The following is a 22,751-nucleotide window of genomic DNA, read 5'->3' as shown; positions in this document are numbered from 1 at the left end:
CCATCTAGTACTACCCTTACACCCCCTAACGAGACATTGCAAGGCGACCGCTGAGGTTACATATAGGAAAATCCTAGGGAAAAACCAAGAAAAGGCTTGAAAATCAACACTCCCGGATCACCGATGACCGCGACACGCCCAAATCGTTGATATATCAACGATGTTATGGCATGTTTTGGCAACAAACGAACATATTCAAACATATTGTGTGGCGTATCACATCACCACAACATACGTAGATCGGATGCATAAACTACACCAGTCTGACACTTTTCCCATAACGGGGGTATAGCACATAACGATACCCCCTTATGACGTGATCGCTCTCATTGCGGTCATGTCGATTCGAGAACCCTCGGAAACGACGATGGGCCGGGCCCCTCTACGGGAAACCCGGCCCATCGCCTATATGCGCATGAGACGGAACCGTTGCGGACGGCTACGGAACGCGTCCGGACCGAATCAGTCGGCCTCGATGTGGTCGACGCTCACGTCGGGGTCGTCCTCGGCATGGCCGGCCAGCGGATCCTCCGGCATGGCCGTGAGCTCAAGGTGCTCACCGCCGGTCTGGTCCACCAGCACGGTGTCGCCATCGTGCACCTTGCCGCCGAGCAGCATACGGGCCAGCTGGTCGCCGACCTCGGTCTGCACCAGACGACGCAGCGGACGGGCACCGTACGCCGGATCGTAGCCGGTATCGGCCAGCCACTCGCGGGCGGCGTCGGTCACGTCGAGCGTGATCCTGCGGTCGGTCAGGCGCGACGCCACCTGCTTGACCTGAATGTCCACGATGCCGCCGAGCTCGTCGCGGGTGAGCGGATGGAAGATCACCAGCTCATCGAGACGGTTCACGAACTCCGGCTTGAAGTTCGCGTGCACGGCGTCCATCACGGCCTTGCGCTTGGCGTCCTCGTCGAGATCCTGCGACACCAGGAACTGCGAGCCGAGGTTCGACGTCATGATCAGGATCGTGTTCTTGAAGTCCACGGTCCTGCCCTGACCGTCGGTCAGACGACCGTCGTCGAGCACCTGCAGCAGCACGTCGAACACTTCGGGGTTGGCCTTCTCGACCTCATCGAACAGCACCACCGAGTACGGACGACGACGCACGGCCTCGGTCAGCTGACCGCCCTCCTCATAGCCCACGTAACCCGGGGCCGCGCCGATCAGACGGCTCACGGACGCCTTCTCCATGTACTCGGACATGTCGATGCGGACCATGGCCTTCTCATCGTCGAACAGGAAGTCGGCGAGCGCCTTGGCAAGCTCGGTCTTGCCCACGCCGGTGGGGCCGAGGAACAGGAACGAGCCGGTCGGGCGGTTCGGGTCGCTGATGCCGGCACGCGAACGGCGCACGGCGTCGGACACGGCCTGGATGGCTTCCTTCTGGCCGATCACACGCTTGCCGAGGTAATCCTCCATGTGGAGGAGCTTCTCGTTCTCGCCCTGCATCAGGCGGCCGACGGGGATGCCGGTCCAGTCGGCGACGATTTCGGCCACGGAGTCGGCGTCCACATGGTCGGGGACCATCGGCTCGGGCTTGTTGTCGCCGGCCTCGGTGTCTTCGGCGTCGGCCTTCTCGGCGGCGGACAGCTGCTTCTGGATCGCAGGGATCTCGCCGTACAGGATGCGGCTCGCCTCGGCGAGGTTGCCCTCGCGGGTGAACTTGTCGGCCTCCACGCGCTTGGCGTCGAGCTGGGCGCGCAGATCACCGACCTTGTTGTGACCGGCCTTCTCCGCATCCCAACGGGCCTTGAGTCCGCTCAGCTTCTCGCGGGTGTCGGCCAGATCGGCCTGCAGCTTGCCCAGGCGCTCCTTGGACGCGGGGTCCTCGGCCTTCTTCAGCTGCATCTCCTCCATTTCGAGACGCGTGACCTTGCGCTGCAGCTCATCGATCTCCTCGGGCTGCGAGTCGAGCTCCATGCGCAGGTGCGCAGCCGCCTCATCCACCAGATCGATGGCCTTGTCGGGGAGCTGACGTCCGGAGATGTAGCGGTTCGACAATGTGGCGGCGGCCACGAGCGCGTCGTCACCGATCGTCACCTTGTGGTGCGCCTCGTAGCGCTGCTTGAGGCCACGAAGGATCGCCACCGTGTCCTCCACGCTGGGTTCGCCCACGTACACCTGCTGGAACCTGCGCTCCAGAGCGGGGTCCTTCTCGATGTTCTCGCGGTATTCGTCGAGCGTGGTCGCGCCGATCAGGCGAAGCTCGCCACGGGCCAGCATAGGCTTGAGCATGTTGCCCGCGTCCATGGAGCCTTCGGCCGCGCCGGCACCCACGATCGTGTGGATCTCGTCGATGAACGTGATGATCTGACCGTCGGCGTTCTTGATCTCGTCGAGCACTGCCTTCAGGCGTTCCTCGAATTCGCCACGGTACTTGCTGCCGGCCACCATCGAGCCCATGTCGAGGCTGATGAGCTTCTTGTTCTGCAGCGTGGTGGGCACGTCACCTGCCACGATGCGCTGGGCCAGTCCTTCGACGACGGCGGTCTTGCCGACGCCGGGCTCGCCGATCAGCACCGGGTTGTTCTTGGTACGACGGCTCAGGATCTGGATCACACGGCGGATCTCCTGATCACGCCCGATCACCGGGTCGAGCTTGCCGTCCTTGGCGCGGGCGGTCAGGTCGGTGGAGTACTTCTCCAGCGCCTTGTAGCTGCCTTCGGCATCCGGGCTGTCGACCTTGCGGCCGCCGCGGATCGACGGCACGGCCTTGCGCAGCGCCTCGGGCGTCACACCGGCGTTCTTCAGGATCTCAGCGGATTCGTTCGGAGCGGATGCGGCGATGCCGATGAGCAGGTGCTCGGTCGACACGTATTCGTCGCCCATCTCCTTCATTTCCTTTTCGGCCTGGGCGATCGCCGTGGTCAGCTGACGGCTGGCCTGCGGCTGCGAGGTGCTCGAGCCGCTTGCGCTCGGCAGTTTCACCAGCGCGTTGCGAGTCGCGGCACCGATCGTCTGCACGTCGCCGCCGGCGGCCTGCACGAGTCCGGGCACCACGCCGTTCTGCTGACGCAGCAGCGCGTCAAGCAGGTGCAGGGTCTCCACCTGCGCATTGCCGGCTGCAGAAGCGCTCTGAATGGCATCTCCGATGGCCTCCTGCGCCATCCTTGTGAAGTTCTGTTCCATGATGTTCCCTCCGTAATCATGTTGGCGGCGCACCGGGCGTCGCCTTCGGTTGAAGTCGTTGTCTGATACGAACAACCGGTGCCGCATTCATATTATTCCCAAAACTTGAGCCACGCCGACTCAAGTTTTTAAAAACAGTGATTTCATTCCACCATCCGGCCCCGGAAGGCGAGCGCAACACGCGATTCCTATACTCGAGCTCGTCGCATCTTCCGTCATGCCGGTCACGCCGTCGGGGAATCTGACGCAGGAAAGGCAATACGGACACCACGGGCATACGGACCATACGGAATAGTCGGAATACCGTCACTCGTATCCGAGCGAACAAGAACATCAGGAACAAAGTCAGAAGTCATCATGATCTTCAAATCGGGAGCGCTGCTGCTGGTCATCGTCGGCGCCTACGCGCTCAAGCATCTGCACGTCTTCGGCCCGCGCGACTACAAGGTGGCGCAGGGACTCGTCTTCAACATGACGCTGCCATGCGCCATCATCCTCTCCTTCGCCACCAACAAGCACGACATGCACATGCTGTGGATCGTGCTGTTCGGATTCATCTGCTGTCTTGTGCCACTCTTCATCGTGTACTTCGGATCGCACGGCGACGAAAAGCCTTACCGCGCGTTCCAGATGCTCAACGCCAGCGGCCTCAATCTCGGCGCGTTCTGCCTGCCGGTCATCCAGACGTTCATGGGGCCGTCCGCCGGCCTGCCCGTGATCATGATGGATATCGGCAACGCCATGGTGGCCACCGCGGGCGCGCTGACCATCACCCGCACGCTGCTGCACATGGACGGGAACTTCAAGGCGCTGCCGCTTTCGCTGCGGCTGCGCGGCATCGCTCACGACTTCCTCGGATCGATATCGTTCGACATCTACATGCTCATGCTGGTGTTCATGTTCGCGCACATCACCATCCCCGAGCCGGTCGTCACGCTCATCACGCCGTTCGCCAACGCCAATGCGTTCATGTCCATGGCCATGATCGGGCTGATGATGGAGATTCCGGCCGAGCGCAAGGATCGCGTCGAACTGCTCAAGGTGATCGTGTGGCGTGCGGCGTTCAGCGCGGTGATCGCGCTGGCGGCCTGGTACATCATGCCGTTCGACATGCGCATCCGCGAGATTCTGGTGCTGGCCGCGTTCTCCCCGATCACGATCTTCTCGACCAAGTTCACCGATTCGCTCACCGGCAACGCCAAGCTCGCCGGATTCTCACTCACCGTCACCGCCGTGATCGGTCTGGTCGCCATGACCGTGGCGCACGCCCTGCTCCCCGGCGTGTGAGTCGCGGACGGACACGTACGGCGACCGCGTCGCGAGTCGTTCAGCGGCAGAGCGAGGCCACGCGGTCGCGGAATTGCGACACGAAGCGATCCGCGTCCACGCCGAGCGCCACATGCGCGGTTTTGCGCGGAGTGCGCAGACGGGTCGGATCGCCGATCGTACGGCCGCGGAAGCCGTAGCCGTCACCGGTGCGAGTCTCCACCATCATGTTGACATCGAAGCAGCTGACCAGCGTGGGGTCGAGCGCCACGGCCGCCGCCAGCGGATCATGCAGCGGACTACCGGCGAGGAACATGGGATCGGCATCCTCGTTCGCATTGATGTAGAACTCCACCATGTCGGCGAGGAACCGGCCACGTGCCGTGCCGGTATCGCGCCAGGACTGCGCATCGGCGCGGGTGAGCAGGCACTGATGGGTCACGTCGAGACCGACCATCGTCACGTCGGCGCCGGAGCGGAACACGCGGTTCGCCGCCTCCGGGTCCTGGATGATGTTCGTCTCGCACACCAGGTCGTAGCAGTTGCCCTCTTGGGTGAGCGCGCCGCCCATCATCACCACGCGGAGATGGTCGACGATGTCCGGGGCGGCGTCGATCGCGGCGGCCACGTCGGTCAGCGGACCGGTGGCAAGGACGATCACATCGCGACCATATCGGCGCACGGCGTCGACGATGAATTTCACGCCTTCGGATTCGGCCCGGCGCACGGCCTGTTCGGCGGCGACGACCTCCTCCAGATCCGCCTCGGCATCGGCACGATATCCGCCCACCGACTTCACCCGGCCGGACGCGGCGAAGGTATGCACTTCGGCGGCGAAGCCGGTGTCGGCGACAGCACTGTCAGCATCGGCGACATCGGTATCAACGGACAACGAATCGCGGACCTCAGCAACCACGTCGGCAAGGTTCGTTCCGTGGGCGCCGCCAACGACATCATCCGTGTCAGCGCCACGATTCAAGTCAACGTCAACGCCAAGCTCGGCAACATCGCCAGCCAAGTCAACGCCCGTCGCACCACCGTCTACGCCAGCACCTTCGTCGAAACCGGCGCCGCCAACGGCATCTCCGCCGAGGACGACCACGCCCGCGCCAGCACCAGCCACATCGGCACCAGCCACATCTTCACCTGCACCAATTACGCCAGCACCAGCCGTGCCGGCACCGCCCGCGCCAACATCAACGCCGGCGTCGCCCCCAACGCCGTCCACATACTCCGCGGGGTTCACGTTACCTAGGCCATTGGTGCCGTGGAATCGGGCGCACCCCTCGTCCACTTCGAAGCAGTCGGCCCACGACGGACGCGGCATGCCATGCAATACCGGCACATCGGGCCGGCCGAACAGTCGCAGCACATCGCGGGTGTTCCGCACGGCGGTCTCGGCGGTCACGTTGCCATACACGCCGATCACGCCGAGCAGGTCCACGTTCGGAGAGCCCAGCAGGTACGCGATCGCCAGCGTGTCGTCGATACCGGTGTCCACATCCAACACGATGCGCGTCTTGCCGCGCTCGTTTCCGACGCCGATGTCAGGCCTATCCGCCATGTCAATCCTCCTTATGCCCCTACAAACGTCACATGGTCCGGGCGGCCCACGTGACACACGCCTAGAAACGTTGCAATTTCAACGTTTTTAAAACGGTATCACGTGGGCCGCCCGGACCATGTGACGCAAACCGGACCGCGTGACGCGCGACCGGAGCGGGCCGCACGCCGCGAGCCCGCGAGCCGCGACTACTTACCGAGGAAGTCGTTCGTCGCCACGTCCTTGGCCTGCGGCGTGGTGTCGATCGTGTTGCCGTTGCTGTCGGTGTAGGTGTGGGCCTCGGCGAGGAAGTCGAAGTACTTCTGCGTCTCCACGAAATCGTTGGTGCCGAGCACGAACTCACCGGACTTGATCTTGGCCGGATCGCCCCAGTACTGGCCGTCGACGATCACCTGCATGCTCTTCTTGACGAAGTCCTCCTTGAGGTTGGCGTCGGGCGCCTCCGTGACGAGGATCTTCGCGGCGTCGTCCGGGTTCTCGTACGCGTATTCGTAGCCCTTCTGCGAGGCCTGCACGAACTTCTTCACCAGTTCGGGATCGTTCTGAATGGTCTTGTCGCTGGTGATGATGCCGATGGAGTCGGCGTTGCCGGGCACGCCGTAGTCGGGCTCGGTGAAGCAGTTGAGCTTCGGGCCGTACATGTCGGCCTGCACGCCCTCCCAGGTGGCGTAGAAGCCGCCGAAATCGGCCTTGCCCGAGCTGAGCGTCTGGAACGTGTTGGTGCCGGCGGTCACCTTGTCGAACTCGCCCTTGCCGCCGTCGAACTGGATCATGCGGCGCACCACGGCGTCGGATTCGTTGGAGCCGAACGTGGCGAAGGTCTTGCCGTCAAGATCCTTGGGGGACTTGATCTCGGTGTTGCTGGCGAGCGCGCACCAGATGGCGCTGGGCTTCTGCTGAACCTGCATGACCTGCTTGATCTTGGCGCCCTTGAGGCTGTAGTCGGCGGTGTTGGTCATGTTCGACAGGGCGAAGTCGGCGGCGCCGTTGTTCACGGCCTGTTCGGCGCCGGCCTGCGCCACGGCCACGATGTCGACGTCGAGTCCGGCGTCCTTGAAGTAGCCCTTGTTCTTGGCCACATACACACCGATGTGGTTGGTGTCGGGTGCCCAGGAGAGCATGAAGGTCACTTTCTTCAGTCCGCTGGCGCTGCTGCTGTTGCCGCTGGCGTCGTTGGACGATCCGCATGCGGTGAGCGTGCCGGCGAGTCCGAGTGCGGCGACCACGGCCACACCCTTGCGCAGCATGCCACCGAAACGTCCCATGAAACGATTCGTCATGATGATTCCCTAGTTCTTCCTCAGATATCGTTCTCTGGGAATGCCGACGGGAACAGGACAGAGAACGATATGGAGGATCCGATTCCCGTACGCCCAATGCCCCCGGACGGGTATGCGACCGCGATTCGAGCCGATCCGAGTTCAGTCCGGTTTGCCACACATTGGCGTGAAGCGTAACGATTATATGGCAAAGACGACGACATGTCGCGGCCGTGGAATCCCGGGGGACGGCAATATCCCAACGATCGTCCGACATTGTGACTGACCAGTCCGGTCAGGGTTTCCATGATGGGTGGCACGGATTAACGAATGTCTGATCACCCAGAAACGAATGCCCAAATATAAGGAAACCCCGGCGGGAGGAAGAAGACCGCCGGGGCGAAGAAGAAGAGAGGAAGAAGGTTCAATTATGAGGTTGAAGTTATGAGTATTCAGTTAGGATCACGGATCGGGAGGCTGTGTGAGGTTGATCACCCCGATCGGTGGTCGTCATCGGTATCATCCGCTGACATTTCTTAGTTAACCGCCGTTTTCTTGAAGAACCGGTCGTTCCGCCTCCGCATTACTGAACAAAACGCTTGTAATGGTTGCCATGAAAGCTGAAAGAACGCTGAATCAGCGTTCTCGCGCTCATCCCGGGGCCCGTCTACGACACCGATGCGCCCCTATCTGCGAGTTCTGTGCGGATTGTCAGGCCTTGCGGACACCTATCTTCGAGTTCTGTGCGCTCTAGATCGGATTCGCGAAGTACAAGCCTTGGAATTCCAATCCTCATACTCGTGATTCTCCATTCGGAACGCACAGAACTCGACGATTGATGTCCGCACCAGTGCCGAATCCGCACAGAACTCGAAGATAGGCACCGTCAGACAGCCATCAATACCTTCAGTACCTCGCGGTGCATCAAGCACCTCACGCGGCACCTCAGGCACCTTCAGCCTCCTAGCCGCGAACCACCACGTTGCGCAGATCGCCGATGCCCTCGACGTGCACGATGGCCTCGTCACCGGGACGCAGCGTGCCGGACGCGTTGGGCGTACCCGTGAGGATCACGTCGCCGGGCAGCAACGTGGAGAACTGGGAGATCGCCGCGATCTGGGCTGGGATGGAGTGGATCAGCCCGGCAGTGGTTCCGGCGGCTTCCGGCACCACTTCTCCGTTGAGGCTGAATCCGATGTGCGTGTCGGACCTGTCGAGATCGGTCTGGATCCACGGTCCGAGCGGGCAGGATGTGTCGAAGCCCTTGGCACGGGTCCACATGGGGTCGAAGCCCTGCACGTCGCGCAGCGTCACGTCGTTCACGCAGGTATAGCCGAGCACGTAGTCCATGGCCTTTTCGACGGGCACGTTCTTGGCGATGCGGCCGATGACCACGGCCACTTCGGGCTCGTAGTTCATATCGTTGGAGAAGCTGGGGATCACGATCGGATCGTCGGGACCGATCACGGAGGTGGACGGCTTGGTGAAGATCACCATCTCCTCGGGAGCGACCTTGATGTCGGACAGGCCCTTGCTGGCCATGAATTCGGTGTGCGCCTGATAGTTCTTGGCCAGGCCGAACACCTTGGACGGGATGACGGGGGCAAGCAGACGGATGCCGTCGGAGTCCACGGCGTAGCGTTCGCCGGTGGGCTTGACCTCCTGGGGGCCGAGCGGGAATCCGTCGAGGGCCACCAGGTAGTCCTTGCCATCGTTCTGGTCGGTCTGCACGAATGCGTAGCGGACCTTGTCATTGAGGGAAAAACGTGCGATTCTCATGAGTCCAGTGTATGCCGCCGTTGACGGTTACGCCGTCAAGCGGAGAAGATGATCGAGTCGAGCGGCATCGAACGGGAACCCAACGGCGAGATCGACGAGGAGGCAGATGCTTCCGCCGATCCTGAGAGTGACAACGCAGACGAACGCATGGCACCCGATGCCGCTGGAGCCGAACCCCTATCAGCGATTTCAGCATCATCTCCATCATCCCCACGGAACTGCCCCATCGATGCGTCCCCACGTTCATGCGCATCCCGATCGAACTCGGCGAACATCTGCTTCTGCTGACGGATGAGCTGACGACGCAGGGAGCTCAGTTCATGTTCGAGCTCGTCGATGCGATTGATCTGCCGCTCCAGCAGTTTCTCATACGACATGCGGAACGGCTCGGATTCAGGATTCACCACGCCGGACGCCTCTTCGGCGATGGTTTCCGGAGTGAGCTCGCCGGACTCCTTCATGGACGGCATGACGGTCTTGCGCCAGCGTGCAATGCATCGTTCGATGCGCTTGTATCCGATCACGCTGGAGTCGAGCCCGGCCTCGCGGAAGATCACCGCGGGGGACTCACCCGCAGCGTACCTCCGCATGCAATGGCGTTTGAACGATTCGGAGTAGGTGACACGACCATCAACCACTCGTTCCACGGCCGGCAGCGAACGCAGATACGCCGCTTGCTTGCGCGTGAACTTCTTACGTTCCATCACGCCCCTCCTGTTCGATATGGGGACCAACAACTTCCCCTGCGACAACATCACCCCCCCCCCACCGCAAAAGCGGCAAGGGCCGGCATCCTGCCAATTCATCCGCTACCGTATTAGCTACCACTGCACGTCTCATTCGGCAGCATCCATCGGGAATTCATCCGATACATACCACACACAGACGATTCCTTAATTGTCAGTTATACCCCCGTTTTGCATAAAAAACGACAAACGATGGAAAAAATGTATATTACCGTCGTGTTTTTGCGGAATTCGCATATCGATCATCCGCATCGATGACCGGAACAGAAGGTGTCCGTCGGGGTCTGCAATACGATGTTTCCCTACTCCTTTAATCCGTTCAAGACGTACGTATTACACCCGTTTGACGGCGTGTCACGTCCCGAAATCGTACCGGTACGGCAAGCGAAAACATCCGTCGAATCATGGACAGCGAATCCATGCATCGGAACGATGACATACGACGGCATGCGACGGATACGGACAGCGCGTCCGGGATCCGAGCATGACGGCCCGGTCCTCAACGCGGAACTACAGCAGTAGGACAGACCGTCAGGCAACCAGATAGCCAGGCAGACAGTCAGCCCGCCAAACCGTCAGGCCGCCAAACCGTCAAACCACCACAACCGTCAGATGAACGCGCGCTCGCCGAAGATGGCAGTACCCACGCGCACGATGGTGGACCCCTCACTGATGGCGATCGCCATGTCGTGCGTCATGCCCATCGACAGCTCACGGCAGTCGGCGAGCACCGGGACGCCGGATGCCAGCAACGCGTCACGCGTTTCGCGCAGATGGGCAAATCCACGGCGGATCACGGCCTCGTCGGGCACATGCGCGCCGATCGTCATTAGACCTTCGAGATGCAGTCCCTTGAGTTCGGCGATCTGCGCGGCAAGATCGGCGGCCTCGGCCGGCTCGCATCCGGATTTGCTCTCTTCGCCGGATTCGTTGACCTCAAGCAGCACTCCCACGGTGAGTCCACGAGCCTCGGCACGCTTGGCGATCTTCTGCGCAAGGGCGAAATTGTCCACGGATTCGATGGTGGTGACGTGAGGCAACACCTTGTTGATCTTGTTGGACTGCAGCTGGCCGATCAGATGGAACGGCAACGGGGCGAGCGCGGCAGGAACCGAAGCAGTGGATCCCGAAGCGGCGTCAGCCGCCCCAGCATTCGCCACCGCGGCGGCAGCGGCCTGCGCATCATCGGTGCCGTCGTTTGCCGCCTCGCCGAGCGCGAATCCGCGGACGGCGCACTGCCGTACCAGTCCGGGAGCCTTGACCTCGATCTCCTGCGGGCGGTTTTCGCCGATCATGCGCACGCCGGCATCGACCGCAGCCATGATCTCACCAACGTCACGCGTCTTGGTGGCGGCGAGCAGTCGCACGGAACCGGCTGCGCGTCCAGCATCGGACTCCGCGGCGGCGATGTCATCGAGCACGCGATGCACACCGTCGACGATCTCCTGTCGTCGTGCATCATCGATCGTTTCATTGGTCAGATCCTTGTGATCCATGTATGCGACCATCGTCGTCCGTTTTCCCTTCCGTATGCCACGCAAACCGTTCCGAGCCTGAATTTCACGATCATTCACAATCATTCACGATCGCACACAGGCGGCGGAACCACTGCACGCTATGCTAGTACGCTTTGCGACACCGCTGTATATCGTGCCGCGCTCGCGGATCCGACCGATTTCGGACGTCGGACGGATACGGGAACCGTCTGGGCCCGAGGCCGACCGACTCCGGACGCATACCGACGGATGCACAACGACCGGCAACGGAACGTCGCCAAACCGGTTACGCAGCGGCATCGATAGAATGCCGATTGCGATCGCCCATCGAAGCCCCCCCCCCGAGAAATTCGATTCGTGGTTTCACCGATCTCGCTGACCACGCCATTCTCGCCAAACGCACCGACCACGCCGTCCGCATCCTCTGCGGAATCGCCGTGATCGATGGTGACCTCCACTTCGGCCTTGAGCTCGGTCACCTCACGCTCGAGTTCGGCGATGCGACGCACCTGTTGTGCGATCAGCAGATCGCGCAGATCGCGACGTCCAGAACGCACGACGAGACGTGGCGAGAATGCTTCGTTGTCATAGTCGTCGTCGGATTGGTCATGGTGGCCGTCGGCGGTACCATTGCCGCCATTGACACCATTGACACCGCTCTTGTTCGGCGACGTGTTATCCGCCTCGGCTTCGATGCCGCGCCAGCGCGAGATGCAACGTTCGATGCGCTTGTATCCGATCAGTGCCGAATCGAGTCCGGCATCGCGGAAGATACGGGCCGGCGACTCACCCGCCGCGTACCGGCGCATGCATTCGCGTTTGAATTCCTCGGTGTAGCGGATGCGACCGTTCGACACACGCGCCACAGCCCGTAATGACCGCAGATAGGTGATTTCCTCCTGGGTGAATTCCCCGGTTCTCATGAGTTTCCCCTTCGTGGTTTGTCTCAGCAGCGGCTTCAGTGCCACGAAAAACCGCCCACGCGCACCGATCCGTCACTGATGACGGTGTTGAAATGGACGCGGGCATGCGCCGGGGAGCGATGTCGACACGGCTGGTCCGCGTCAGAAAAGAAAGGCATGTGGGCACGGCCTCACTGCGCCGTCCCATATGTTATCGAGATCTTTAAATATACCCCCCCCCGACCCCATTCTCGACATCCTCCCCTAGCGCGAAACCGGTCGGCAGACGGGAGGTGGGAATCGGGGACGGAGAGTTGACGATCGTGCCGCCAAATGGATATGTCAGTATTGTCAAAGGATCCAAGGATGCGTCTCTGGTGTTCATACGCATATCCATGGATATGGTCGCTGGATATGGGAGGGGCCGGAGCCAAACGATCAGTTCAGCCCCAGCCCCTCGAGATGGTTATCGCACCAGTGTTCTGATCAGTTCATGATCAGGCGTGCAGTGTGCGATCAGGCGTGCAGCGCGGCGCTGGTGCGACGGGACTTGGCGTACACCGTTGCGGCGGCACCGGCCAGAACCACGCCCAGAGCCACGAACATGGCGATGCCGGCGGCACCGGTCTTCGGCAGTTCGGTGACGTTCTTCACGTTGGTCACGGTGGCGGTGGTCTTCTTCTCATTCAGGGTCACCAGGCCGAACGGATCGGAGGTGATGGTCTTGTCGAAGGTGACGGCGCCGTTCTCGGCGATGGTCACGGTGAAGACGACCTTGTTGTTGGCGGACTGCAGGTAGCCGTCGGCGACCTTGGTCTCGGTCACGGTGTAGGTGCCGGCGGCGAGACCGGAGAAGGTCACCTTGCCGTTGTCGCCGGAGGTGGCGGTGGTGCCGACGGTCGGCAGCTTGCCGGTCTGGTCCTTGGCGACGGACAGTTCGAATTTGGCGCCCTCGACTGCGCTGCCAGCGGCGTCCTTCTTGTCGAAGCTGAACTTGTACAGGGAGACCTTGGTCTGGGTGTACTTGTCGTTGTTGCCCAGCAGCTCGTTGACGACGCCGTCCTGGTTGGCGGCATCGGCGTTCACGGTGGCGGAGTACTTCACCACGATGGTCTTACCGGCGTATGCGGCCGGGGTGTTCAGCGTGATGGTGAAGGTCTTGGCACCGTCGCCCTGCAGGTCGGCCTCGAGGCCGGCGACGGTGTAGTCGGAGGCGGGAACGTCCTCGCCGTCGGCGGTCACGGTGAACTTGGTGTTGGCGGCGACGGTCAGGCCCTTGCCCGGCTTATCGGTGAACACGAAGGTGGCGGGGGCCGGGTTGGCGACCTTGCCCTGCAGGGTGTACTCGATGGTGTCGCCCACGGAAACGCTGGTCTTGTCGGCGGTCTTGGTCTTGTCCTCGTTCTTCGAGTTCTTGAAGTTCACGGTGGCGGCGGCGGTCGGCTCGGTCAGCACGCCCTCCTTGGTGACGGTGCCGGAGGCGACGATCATCGGCACGGCCTTGGTGATCTCACCGGTCGCGGCGGTGTTGTCCAGGAACACGTAGATGCCGGCCGGCAGGCTCACGGTGGCGGCGTAGGTGGCGTCACCGGTGGCGTCGTTGACCTTAGTGGCGGCGCTCAGGTTGACGGTCTGGCCGCCGGCGAGCTGAGCCTTGGCGAGGTTGTCGGCGAACTTGCGGGTAGTGCCGTCGGCCCATGGACGGGTGGCGGAGACGTCAAGGACTCCGGCGGAGAGCGCGTTGGCCAGGTAATCGGGCTGGACGTTCTTCTGTCCGGCGGCCTCGAGCGCGGTCTTGACGGCCTCGGCGTTGCCGGCGACGGTCTGTACACCGTAGGCGGTGTTCGCGTCGGAACCGTACTTCACGTAGTCACCGATCTTGTAGGCGGTGACATTGCGGCCGGTCAGCTGCTCGGCGTTCTCAGCGGTGAACGTGAACGTGGCGTTGTCGTTGACGACTTCAGCCGCGCTGGCGGTGGCGGCACCGAACGCCATGCCACCAAGCAGGGTCGCCGCTGCGGCGACTCCCGCGAAAAGCTTCCTCAACTTCATGAGAAAACCCTCTCTTTCCTTTACTTGATATTTGTTATGGGTCGCGGAGGCGGAAGACTCACACCTTCCGCGACCGCAAATTTTCTGGATTTCAGGGACAGTTCAGACCGTCATGCAACGACGCCACGCCACATAGCCCGCACCACCGGCCAGCGCCAGCAGCACGCCAGCCGCCACAATCCACGCCCGCCCGGTGGTCCCACCGGTCAACGGCAGCGCAGCCACGGCCACGTAGCGGTTTACGAACTTCGGATTGTTACCGGAGACGGTTGCGGCCCACTTGCCATCGGCGTTCTTGGCCACGGTCACGGTCACGATGTGTTCGGCGGTGTCGTACTGCCAGCCGGCAGGTGCATTGTCGGCACCGTTTTCGGTGATCTTGAACGTGTACACGACCTCGTTCGCGCTGCCCGACGGCACCTTGAACTTCAGATTCTGGTTGGTGGTGCCGAAGGACGCTTCCGCGGAGTCATTGGACTTAGCGAGCACGTCCTTAGACACGGTCGCGCGCAACTGGCCGTTGCTGTCCAGTCCGCTCACGTTCTTGCAGGATCCGGCGTTCTGGTCGTTCGTCGTTTCACAAGCAAGGGTGAAGCCGAAATCGTTGGCCGCGGCATGGCCTTTGACCTGCTTGGTCACCTTGAGATCGGCGGCAGGCAGCATCACCGACGACGCGGTGTTAGTGATGGCCGCGGCGCCCTTCTGCTCATCCAGTCCCTTGAGCGTGATCACGCCGTTGTCGGCGCTGGACGGCGCGGTGGACACTGACACCGACACGGAGGAGTCGTAACCGTCCACCGACTGTTCGGTCACTGTGTACTGATGGCCATCGGGGCCGGCCGGAACCGTGAAGTCGTGCCTCCATTCATCGGCCGCGTTCAGCGTGACTGCATCGCCGTAGTTCTTGCCGTCCTGCTTCAGATGCACGGTTACGGCATCCGAACCGTGCTGCTCGTTGCCGTCTGCCCAGGTCTTGGTCACGATGATGGTCGAGGTCGGCAACGTGATCAGCGGCTTGTTGTACGGCGTGTTGTTCTCGTCGCTCACGGTCGGCTGACCGTTGACCGACGTCACCGTCTTGTAGAAGACCTTGGCGGTGTCGTTGTCGTTCGTGTAGAAGTTGTTGTTGCCAGTCGCGGCGGAGTCGTCCTTGTGGTTAGCGGCTGCGGCATCGTATGCCTTCTGGGTTGTCTTCACCGTGAAGTTCACCGTGTAAGTGGTGCCGGCTTCAAGCTGACCGTTCTGGCCTTCCGGATACCAGACGATCTTGCCGTTGCCATCGACCGTGGCCTTATTGTCTGGCGTGTAGTCCGTCGTCTTGCCGTTGACGGTCTTGCTGTAGGTGAATTCGGGAGCATTGTTTGCGCCCGTGAACGTCACCCAATTGTCCTTGGACAGCGCATCTTCGATGCGGACGCCCTGATACAGCACCGTGGTCGTGATCTGCTGCTGAATCTTGTCGAATACGCTCTTCAGTTCCTCAGCGGAGGACGCGGACTGATAATAGCCCTGATTGCCGCCCTGACCGAGGTTCCAGTTCCAGCGATTCCAGTTGTCTTTAGTCAATGTTGCGTTGGGATAGTTGCTCGACACGGCATTCAGGAACGAGTTAACGCTCTTATCGGTGGTATTGCCCGGATCGGCTCCATCCACTACACCGACGCTGTAGATGTCGGTGCCGGCCTGCTTCATCTCCCTAGCCGCGGTTATTGCATCACTGGCGACCTGATTATCAAAATCTCTCTGAGAGGTCGGCACGCCATCCGTGAAGAACAGGACGACCTGCTTCGCGTCCGCACGCTTGTTACGCAACACATCCTGGGCCTTCTGCAGACCGTAATCCGCACGAGTAGCACCCGAGGGCTTCAACTGACCTACGGTATTCCTCAGACCATTGAAATCGGTGGTGAAGCCACTGACGATCTGCGAGTAGTTGTACCCCCGCCAATTCGTGTCATTACCTATTTGATCGCTCTTATCACTGGCGAACTTCACCAACGACACCTGATGTTTCTCGGCGTTCGCCGGCAACTGCTCGTTAGCTTTCGCCGTCATATCAAGGAAGGAATCGACCGCAGTCACCAACGCCTGCTGTTTGGTGGTCCTGTCCGAGTAACTGATCGAGTTCTCCATGGAGCCCGACTCATCGAGCACGAGCACGATGTCGAGCGGCTTGGACGTGGTGGATGTGGAGCTGTCGACGGCACCGGTCACGTTCAAGGAAACGGTGTACTTGCCATCCTTGTCCGGCGCGTTCACGATCTTCGTATGTTGCGGAACGCCCAGAGACACTCCATCGTTCGTCGCGACAGTCTTGGGAACAGCCGTCTTCGTGATCTCGGACGGCGATGCGGAGTTGGTCGGCGTGGCGGCGATGGCGGAACCGCCCACTGCCACGGCGAGGAACATCGCCACGGCGGACGCCACCGCCACGAGGCGAGCGCCTGCTCCCCCTACCCTTCCGGGCTTCTTGTTCTTCTTCATTCTCGTCATGTCTTCTTCCTGCGCTTTTGCCGAGCGCGAGATTGCAGCAATGCCACGCACCCCTACGCATGTCCACGCCGCATAACAGTGCCAACAGAACCGCACTGTAGACGGAAGCCCCCTACCCCACGACCCCCCTTTAACGCCCACCAGTTTTCGTGTCGTACCCCCATTGGCACGATGGTGACCGCTTGGAAAATGTGCTTCACACCTGTGCCCCCGAGTTGGGGAAAAGTCTCAGAAAAGCCCCAAAATTCATCTCACCGCAACAATCGGGGGCCGCACTCACGGCGGAACATGCCATGCAACGCATGAGGAATCTTGCCATACGACGTCCATTAGCGTCTATTGGGCAGCCGTCAGGACGCCACTGGATCAGAACGTCCACTGGATCGTAAATCAAGAATCAGTCGCCGCATCGTCAATGATCGACGATCGATGCCGAATCGATCGCGTGCTACCAGCGATGCGGCCACTCACCGGCGTGGTGCATGGACCGCCACGGCATGCGACGCAATCGACGCAGCAGCGCCACTGCGAACCAGCCCACCGCGAGTATGGTCACGCCGGTCACGATTCCCGCGGTCCGGCCGTCATGCAGGTCACTCGGGTCGGGGGCCGGCACAGGAATCGCCACGCGATGTCCGGACACGAGCAGACGATGCGTGTTCACGCCGTACGGCGTGCACGTCATCAGCGTCACGCGGTCCTCGCCCGGCACGATCTTCAACTGCGAAGTGTCGTTCGGTTCGATCACGGTGATGCGATCCACCTTGTATCCCAACGTCTCGCCCATCACTTCGATGTAGAAGAAGTCCCCCTCCTTCATCTCGTCCAGACGAGTGAACATCATCGCCTCCACCAGGCCGCGATGCCCGGTAATCACCGAATGCGTGGATTCACCGCCCACGGGCAGGCTCGAACCATACAGGTGGCCGGCACCCGACGCGAGCGCCTTCTCCGAAGTGCCGTGGTAGATCGGCAGGTCGATCGACACCTTGGGGATGCGGATCGTGCCCATCACGCCGTTTCCGGAGTCGAGCAGGGACTGGTATTCCTTGTCTTTCGACGAAGCGGAATCCTCGTCGCTCGCCTTTGAGCCGCCGGCCGCAGCGGCGAACGGGTCGATGGCCTCGCCCAGCACCGGCTGACCGGATGCGGCGAGGCGTTTGTTGTAGGCGCGGGCCGCTTTGAGCGCCTCTTCGGCCTTGGGGTACGGCCAGTTCGCCACCTGATTCTGGGCGTTGTTCGATGTCTGCGCCAAACGCTGGGACGACTGGTATTGCAGGGCCACGGGGAATCCGGCCACGCATACGGCGGCAATGAGCAGCAGCGCGGTGATCACGCGCATGATGATGAGGTTGCGGCGCAGGCGACGCTGATTGGTTACGAGGTCGGTGATGTCGGTTGCCTCGGCGAACGGGGTGGGGGTCCAGAGAGTCGAGGAAGCGGTGGAGGTCGGGGCTGCGGATGTGGGTTGGGAGGACTGGGTTGGGCGGGCATGCCGGGAGGAACGAGCGGTCCGGGCGACCTGGGCGGGTTGAGAGGCCTGACCGAGTCGAGCAGACTGCGCTGCCGCACCCGCATGCCGTCCCCTACCGGATTTCCCATGTCGAGAGGAACGACCACCGAACATACCGACTCCCATCCATAGATTCACGTTAGCCGCGTTCCGATTCCACCGTCCGCCTCGATCGAGTCATTCGCAACCCCTCGCGTCAGTGGCGTGGCGGCATCGGCATCAACACGAAATCGCAACATCGCCAAACCACGTGGCACAACGCAATAATCCTAACGCCGCCACGGTCTTTGGCGTACCCCCGTATTGGGAATACGGCAATTCGCGGGTTCGGATCAGGCGAATAACGCGGTCGGATCGCAGGCGCGATCGGTATGATCGGCGCGCAACGGGTCCCAGGAAAAGTCTTTGAGCAGATCGTGGGCACTGATCGGTTCGGGGGTATTGCGCAGACGAAGCAGCCATGCGCAGTAGCCGATCACCGATTCCGGGGTCACACCTTCCTCGCGCAGCACGCCGAGGTCGAGCGCACGGTCGCGTTTGGCTAGGCGCTTGCCGCTCGGGTCGTCGATCAGGGGCAGGTGTGCGAACCGGATTGCGGCGGATGGTGCGGGGATATTCCCAAAGTTGTTCGCAGTATGTGGGGTGCGCGTAGCGGTATGTGCATGGTGCGCGGCCGCGGGGAGATCGGTGTCAATCGACGGTTGCGAGTGCCAGCCGCACTCGGCCATGCGATCGCGAATCCACAGCTGCAAGGCGGTGGAACGCAGCAGATCGCGGCCACGCACCACGTCGTTTACGCCCATCAGCAGGTCATCCACCACCACGGCGAGCTGATACGCGTACAGGCCGTCGGAGCGGCGCAGCACGGTGTCGCCGATCTGTCGGGCGAGATCGAATTCCTGGGTGCCAAACACCGCGTCGTCGAAGTCCAGCTGTTCCTGCGGCAGGTGAACGCGCCAGGAATGCCGGCGTTTCTCCGCAAGCCTCCGGTCGCGTTCGGTGGAATCCAAGCGGGCGCAGGTGCCAGGGTAGATCACGTATCCATCGCCCTCCTGCGGTGCCGACGCGGCGCGAATCTCCGCGCGCGAGCAGAAGCAGGGGTAAAGGAGTCCAGCGTCGCATAGATCGTGCAGCGCCTGATCGTACAGGTCGAAGCGGTCCGACTGGTACACGGGGTCGCCGTCCCAGTCCAGACCAAGCCAGTGGAGGTCGTCCATGATCCAGCGGTCGGCGTCCTTGCGCACGCGCGGGGTGTCGATGTCCTCGATGCGCAGGCGGAGGATGCCGGAATGGTTGGGGAGAATGGGGAGATTAGGGTCTGCGGCGGTATGCGGGCGCTCGGCTCGCACGCTCAGCCAGGCGGCCAGCGCCGCGTACACGTTGCCGATATGCATGCGGCCGGTAGGCGACGGAGCCAACCGGCCAACACGGCATGCGTCTAGGGTTTCGCTGCTATTCAGTGTCGGCGCGGTGGCGATGGACGGGAGCCTGGACGCATCGGTCTTGGATGCATGGGCAATGGAGCTACCGGGAATATTGGAGGTATTGGAGGTATTGGAGGTACCAGTGTTACCGGCGATGCCGGCATCGGAAGCGGGCGACTTCGCACCGCGATCCGCACGGGGCAGAGGTGCCGGAGTCTTCCCGGAGTGAGGCGCAGGGCACGAGGCCGTCTTGGTATCGGCGTTCACGCCCTGACCGTTCCAGCCATTCCGGGGGCCATTGGTAACGATTCGGTCGTCAGTCATTGCGCTCCGCCCTTCTCTTCATCACCTTCATCACGATATTCCGCCCCGAGTGTACCCGAATCGCAGGAGGCGACTCTTCTCCGCGGTGCCGGACTGAATCGGGCGTCCCTGCTCCCTGCTTCGATCGATACCGCGCACTTGCAATTCCATGGGGAGTGTCTCGGTAAGTGCGTAACTGGTCTTGGTCGCATGCGCACGTCGGATACGCGCTGGATCGGGTTTCCTACTGCGGGTTCGCCTCGGATGTTCGTCGGATACGCAGCGAAGCACGCCCCTCGGTGCGGGTTCGTCGCATACGGATGCCGGATACGCACCGAGGCGCGTCCCTTAGTGCTTGTTCGTCTCACGCGTGCGTCGAACAAGCACCGAGGCGTGTCCCCTGATGCGGGTTTGGCACAAGCGTGCGTCGAACAAGCACTGAAGCGTGTCCCCGGTGCTTGTTCGACGTCTCTGTGCGTCAGATGCGCACCGGGGCGCGCGTCCGGCGCTTGTTCGGCGCATACGCGCGTCGGATACGCACCGAGGCGGGAACCGTCTTTCCACATGTCGTCACCGCTTCGATCGGCGCTGCCCTCAGCGGGAGTCCCTTCCCGCCGGCATCACGACCGGTGGCAGCCAAGACTAGTCACACACGTAAAGAGACACTCCCATTCCATGCCAACGCCACCGGCAAGGCGACCGACATTGTGGATAACTTTTCAGTTATTCCACCCATTTTTCCGCGGTATCGCCGATTTGTGAACCACCGCCAAAAGAAAAACCCGACGCCGGGAGGCGTCGGGCCGATTCAAGTTCAAATCTTCAATGCGTGCGAATCACGCGGCGAAGAACAGCTTGAAGAGGAAGGCACCCACGATGGCGCCGGCGATCGGGGCCACCACCGGAATCCAGGCCTCATTCCAACGGGAGCCGCCCTTGTGGGCGATCGGGAGGATCTGGTGCAGGAGTCGCGGCATGAGGTCACGGGCCGGGTTCAGACCAGGGCCGGTCGGGCCGCCGAGCGAGGTGACCAGACCCCACACGATGAAGCCCACCACGATCGAAGCGGCGGCAAGATCCTTGGCACCCCACGGCAGCAGCAGGCAGCACAGCGCGCCCAGCACGAGCACGAGCGTGCCGAAGAACTCGTTGAGGAAGTAGTTGAAGCGGGAGCCCTCGGCATCGGTGGTGGAGAAGGTGGCGAAGATGGCCTCGGGATCCTCGGTGTCACGGTAGTGCGGGTAGTAGGTCGCGAACACCACGAGCTGACCGACGGCCGCACCCAGCAGCTGGGCGATGATGTAGGGAATGACGTCATTCCACGGGAACATGCCATTGACCGCCTGCGCAATCGTCATGGCCGGGTTGATGTGCGCGCCGGAAACCGCGCCGAACATCAGCACAGGGAACATCACACCGAAGCCGTAGCCCATGGCGATGTTCAGCCAGCCGGCGTGATAACCCTTGGTGTTCTTGAGCTCGGTGTTGGCCACCGAACCATTGCCGAAGATCATGAGGATTGCTGTGCCGAAGAACTCGGCGGCAAGCTTGGTCATAAGCGAATATTCCACTGTTATTCCTTCAGATTCCTTCAGGTGTTGAAACTTGCGATCCACAGGCCGCTTCGAAGCCCAGTAAGACATGGGTCTCCGAGGGATTGGATTCGTGATGTTCTCTCTGATATGTCCAATGGACAAACAGTGCAATTGTACCTATGCTCGAGACAAATGCAGCCGTCGATCAACAACCGTTAAGCCTCAAGCTCCCGGCCCTTAAACCACCACCGTCAGTCGCGCGGCACGCGCTTCATGGTGCGATAATCCCAATATCCTTCGGCCGGAGGCTCCTCGCCACGGATTTCGGCTTCGATCTCCTCAAGCCGCACACGCACGCGCCGGGTGAGTTCGGTCACGGCCTCCTTGGGCGGGGTGCTCCCCCACGAATCCATATCCGCAAGCAGGTCGGAGTAGTCGATGGCGGCACCGTACCCCATGACCACGTTCTTGCGAGGCCACGGCCACCAGTGGTTGATGCTCGCCGCACCCCACGTGGCCGCCGGGAAGATCGGGATCTCGTGCCCAAGCTTGCGGCAGGCCTCAAGCGCAATATACGCCATGCCGGGCTTGAGGCTCATCGGCCATTTCTTCGGGTCGCGAGTGAGCGTACCCTCGGGCCAGATGGTGAGCGGACGCCCCGAGGTGAGGATGCGGATCGACTCGTTCTCGATGGCGAGCGCCTCGCCCTTGCGTCGCGGCACGGGCTGCATGCCCACGAGCTGGAACCATTTGCCGATGATCGGCCAGCTGGCCATTTCGGCCTTGGCCATGTATCGGGGTCGCCGCCCCTGATAGAACATGGCGGCCATGGGAATGAACACGTCGAACAGGGTCACGTGCGTGCACGCGGTGATGAACACGCCTTCCTCCGGCACGTTCTCCAGTCCCCACGCCTTGGGCTTGCAACGGGATCGCACCACCCACGCGCAGGCGTCGAGCAGTCGTTGCGTGGCCTTGGGATTCTGCGCGTTGATTTCTGCTACGTTGTCGAGCCGCGGCCCGGTGGGATGGTTATGCATCGGGTTGACGAGATGATGGGCGCGCGACAGTTTTGCCACCTGTTCATCGCTCAACGGCTTGACTGCGGAGCGAGGTGACGGCTTTCCGGGAGATACCATAGGCTCCATTCTGCCCCAAGGTGTGGGCCACCCTACGCGCGTATGCACAAGGGGAGCCGGAAGACACCTGTCTTCCGGCTCCCCTGATTTCCTGAGAGCTTTCCTCAGCCCCTTCCGAAGTCCCCTCCGAGAGGGAGTCCCCTCCGAG

14 protein-coding genes are annotated in these 22,751 nt (G+C 61.9%); 1 reads left to right on the top strand and 13 read right to left on the bottom strand.

Going from position 1 to position 22,751, the window contains the following annotated elements:
- Positions 1-462: 462 nt before the first annotated feature.
- On the bottom strand, positions 463-3,132 hold the full coding sequence (gene clpB / locus BTIS_RS01905; protein WP_094662144.1) for an ATP-dependent chaperone ClpB: 2,670 nt from the start codon (positions 3,130-3,132) through the stop codon (positions 463-465).
- A gap of 357 nt (positions 3,133-3,489) precedes the next feature.
- Between clpB and BTIS_RS01900 the strand changes: the two genes are divergently transcribed.
- Positions 3,490-4,419 (top strand): AEC family transporter, encoded by a 930-nt coding sequence (locus tag BTIS_RS01900; protein ID WP_094662142.1) that lies wholly within the window; start codon positions 3,490-3,492, stop codon positions 4,417-4,419.
- Between the two features lie 40 nt (positions 4,420-4,459).
- On the opposite strand, the gene BTIS_RS01895 is transcribed toward BTIS_RS01900, so the two are convergent.
- The 12 genes from BTIS_RS01895 to BTIS_RS01840 form a co-directional block, all read right to left on the bottom strand.
- A complete protein-coding gene (locus BTIS_RS01895; RefSeq protein ID WP_094662140.1) occupies positions 4,460-5,962 on the bottom strand; it encodes a nucleoside hydrolase in 1,503 nt (500 codons plus the stop codon).
- A 188-nt stretch (positions 5,963-6,150) separates the two neighbouring features.
- Positions 6,151-7,209, bottom strand: a complete 1,059-nt coding sequence (locus BTIS_RS01890; protein ID WP_094662491.1) for an ABC transporter substrate-binding protein — start codon at positions 7,207-7,209, stop codon at positions 6,151-6,153.
- Positions 7,210-8,184: 975 nt separating this feature from the next.
- Positions 8,185-9,000, bottom strand: a complete 816-nt coding sequence (locus BTIS_RS01885) for a fumarylacetoacetate hydrolase family protein (protein WP_094662138.1) — start codon at positions 8,998-9,000, stop codon at positions 8,185-8,187.
- A 35-nt stretch (positions 9,001-9,035) separates the two neighbouring features.
- Positions 9,036-9,704 (bottom strand): HTH domain-containing protein, encoded by a 669-nt coding sequence (locus BTIS_RS11960; protein WP_181160714.1) that lies wholly within the window; start codon positions 9,702-9,704, stop codon positions 9,036-9,038.
- A 650-nt stretch (positions 9,705-10,354) separates the two neighbouring features.
- Positions 10,355-11,254 carry a YggS family pyridoxal phosphate-dependent enzyme gene (locus BTIS_RS01875; RefSeq protein ID WP_094662136.1) on the bottom strand — a complete coding sequence of 300 codons (900 nt, stop codon included), beginning with the start codon at positions 11,252-11,254 and terminating at the stop codon, positions 10,355-10,357.
- Between the two features lie 107 nt (positions 11,255-11,361).
- Positions 11,362-12,165, bottom strand: a complete 804-nt coding sequence (locus BTIS_RS11955) for an HTH domain-containing protein (protein ID WP_211279412.1) — start codon at positions 12,163-12,165, stop codon at positions 11,362-11,364.
- A gap of 495 nt (positions 12,166-12,660) precedes the next feature.
- Positions 12,661-14,196, bottom strand: coding sequence for an isopeptide-forming domain-containing fimbrial protein (locus BTIS_RS01865; RefSeq protein WP_094662134.1), 1,536 nt, complete (start codon positions 14,194-14,196; stop codon positions 12,661-12,663).
- A gap of 102 nt (positions 14,197-14,298) precedes the next feature.
- A complete protein-coding gene (locus BTIS_RS01860; protein ID WP_094662133.1) occupies positions 14,299-16,689 on the bottom strand; it encodes a DUF7604 domain-containing protein in 2,391 nt (796 codons plus the stop codon).
- Positions 16,690-17,137: 448 nt separating this feature from the next.
- Positions 17,138-18,316, bottom strand: a complete 1,179-nt coding sequence (locus BTIS_RS01855) for a class C sortase (RefSeq protein ID WP_094662131.1) — start codon at positions 18,314-18,316, stop codon at positions 17,138-17,140.
- 218 nt (positions 18,317-18,534) lie between these two features.
- Positions 18,535-19,662 carry a glutamyl-Q tRNA(Asp) synthetase gene (locus BTIS_RS01850; protein ID WP_275542039.1) on the bottom strand — a complete coding sequence of 376 codons (1,128 nt, stop codon included), beginning with the start codon at positions 19,660-19,662 and terminating at the stop codon, positions 18,535-18,537.
- Positions 19,663-20,765: 1,103 nt separating this feature from the next.
- Entirely contained in the window at positions 20,766-21,500 is a 735-nt protein-coding gene (locus BTIS_RS01845; protein WP_094662127.1) for an MIP/aquaporin family protein, read from the bottom strand.
- 215 nt (positions 21,501-21,715) lie between these two features.
- Complete coding sequence (locus BTIS_RS01840; RefSeq protein WP_094662126.1) at positions 21,716-22,603, bottom strand: lysophospholipid acyltransferase family protein; 888 nt, start codon at positions 22,601-22,603, stop codon at positions 21,716-21,718.
- Positions 22,604-22,751: the final 148 nt, after the last annotated feature.

The sequence above is a fragment of the Bifidobacterium tissieri genome (genome assembly GCF_002259645.1).
GTDB classification, from domain to species: Bacteria; Actinomycetota; Actinomycetes; order Actinomycetales; family Bifidobacteriaceae; genus Galliscardovia; species Galliscardovia tissieri.
The sequence above is the reverse complement of the archived record's forward strand: the minus strand, read 5'-3'. Positions and strand labels throughout refer to the sequence as shown.

Bases quoted from the DNA above. Each gene is read 5' to 3' on its own strand.
- clpB (WP_094662144.1), bottom strand. From the start codon at position 3,132: ATGGAACAGAACTTCACAAGGATGGCGCAGGAGGCCATCGGAGATGCC.
- BTIS_RS01900 (WP_094662142.1), top strand. From the start codon at position 3,490: ATGATCTTCAAATCGGGAGCGCTGCTGCTGGTCATCGTCGGCGCCTAC.
- BTIS_RS01895 (WP_094662140.1), bottom strand. From the start codon at position 5,962: ATGGCGGATAGGCCTGACATCGGCGTCGGAAACGAGCGCGGCAAGACG.
- BTIS_RS01890 (WP_094662491.1), bottom strand. From the start codon at position 7,209: ATGCTGCGCAAGGGTGTGGCCGTGGTCGCCGCACTCGGACTCGCCGGC.
- BTIS_RS01885 (WP_094662138.1), bottom strand. From the start codon at position 9,000: ATGAGAATCGCACGTTTTTCCCTCAATGACAAGGTCCGCTACGCATTC.
- BTIS_RS11960 (WP_181160714.1), bottom strand. From the start codon at position 9,704: ATGGAACGTAAGAAGTTCACGCGCAAGCAAGCGGCGTATCTGCGTTCG.
- BTIS_RS01875 (WP_094662136.1), bottom strand. From the start codon at position 11,254: ATGGTCGCATACATGGATCACAAGGATCTGACCAATGAAACGATCGAT.
- BTIS_RS11955 (WP_211279412.1), bottom strand. From the start codon at position 12,165: ATGAGAACCGGGGAATTCACCCAGGAGGAAATCACCTATCTGCGGTCA.
- BTIS_RS01865 (WP_094662134.1), bottom strand. From the start codon at position 14,196: ATGAAGTTGAGGAAGCTTTTCGCGGGAGTCGCCGCAGCGGCGACCCTG.
- BTIS_RS01860 (WP_094662133.1), bottom strand. From the start codon at position 16,689: ATGACGAGAATGAAGAAGAACAAGAAGCCCGGAAGGGTAGGGGGAGCA.
- BTIS_RS01855 (WP_094662131.1), bottom strand. From the start codon at position 18,316: ATGTTCGGTGGTCGTTCCTCTCGACATGGGAAATCCGGTAGGGGACGG.
- BTIS_RS01840 (WP_094662126.1), bottom strand. From the start codon at position 22,603: ATGGTATCTCCCGGAAAGCCGTCACCTCGCTCCGCAGTCAAGCCGTTG.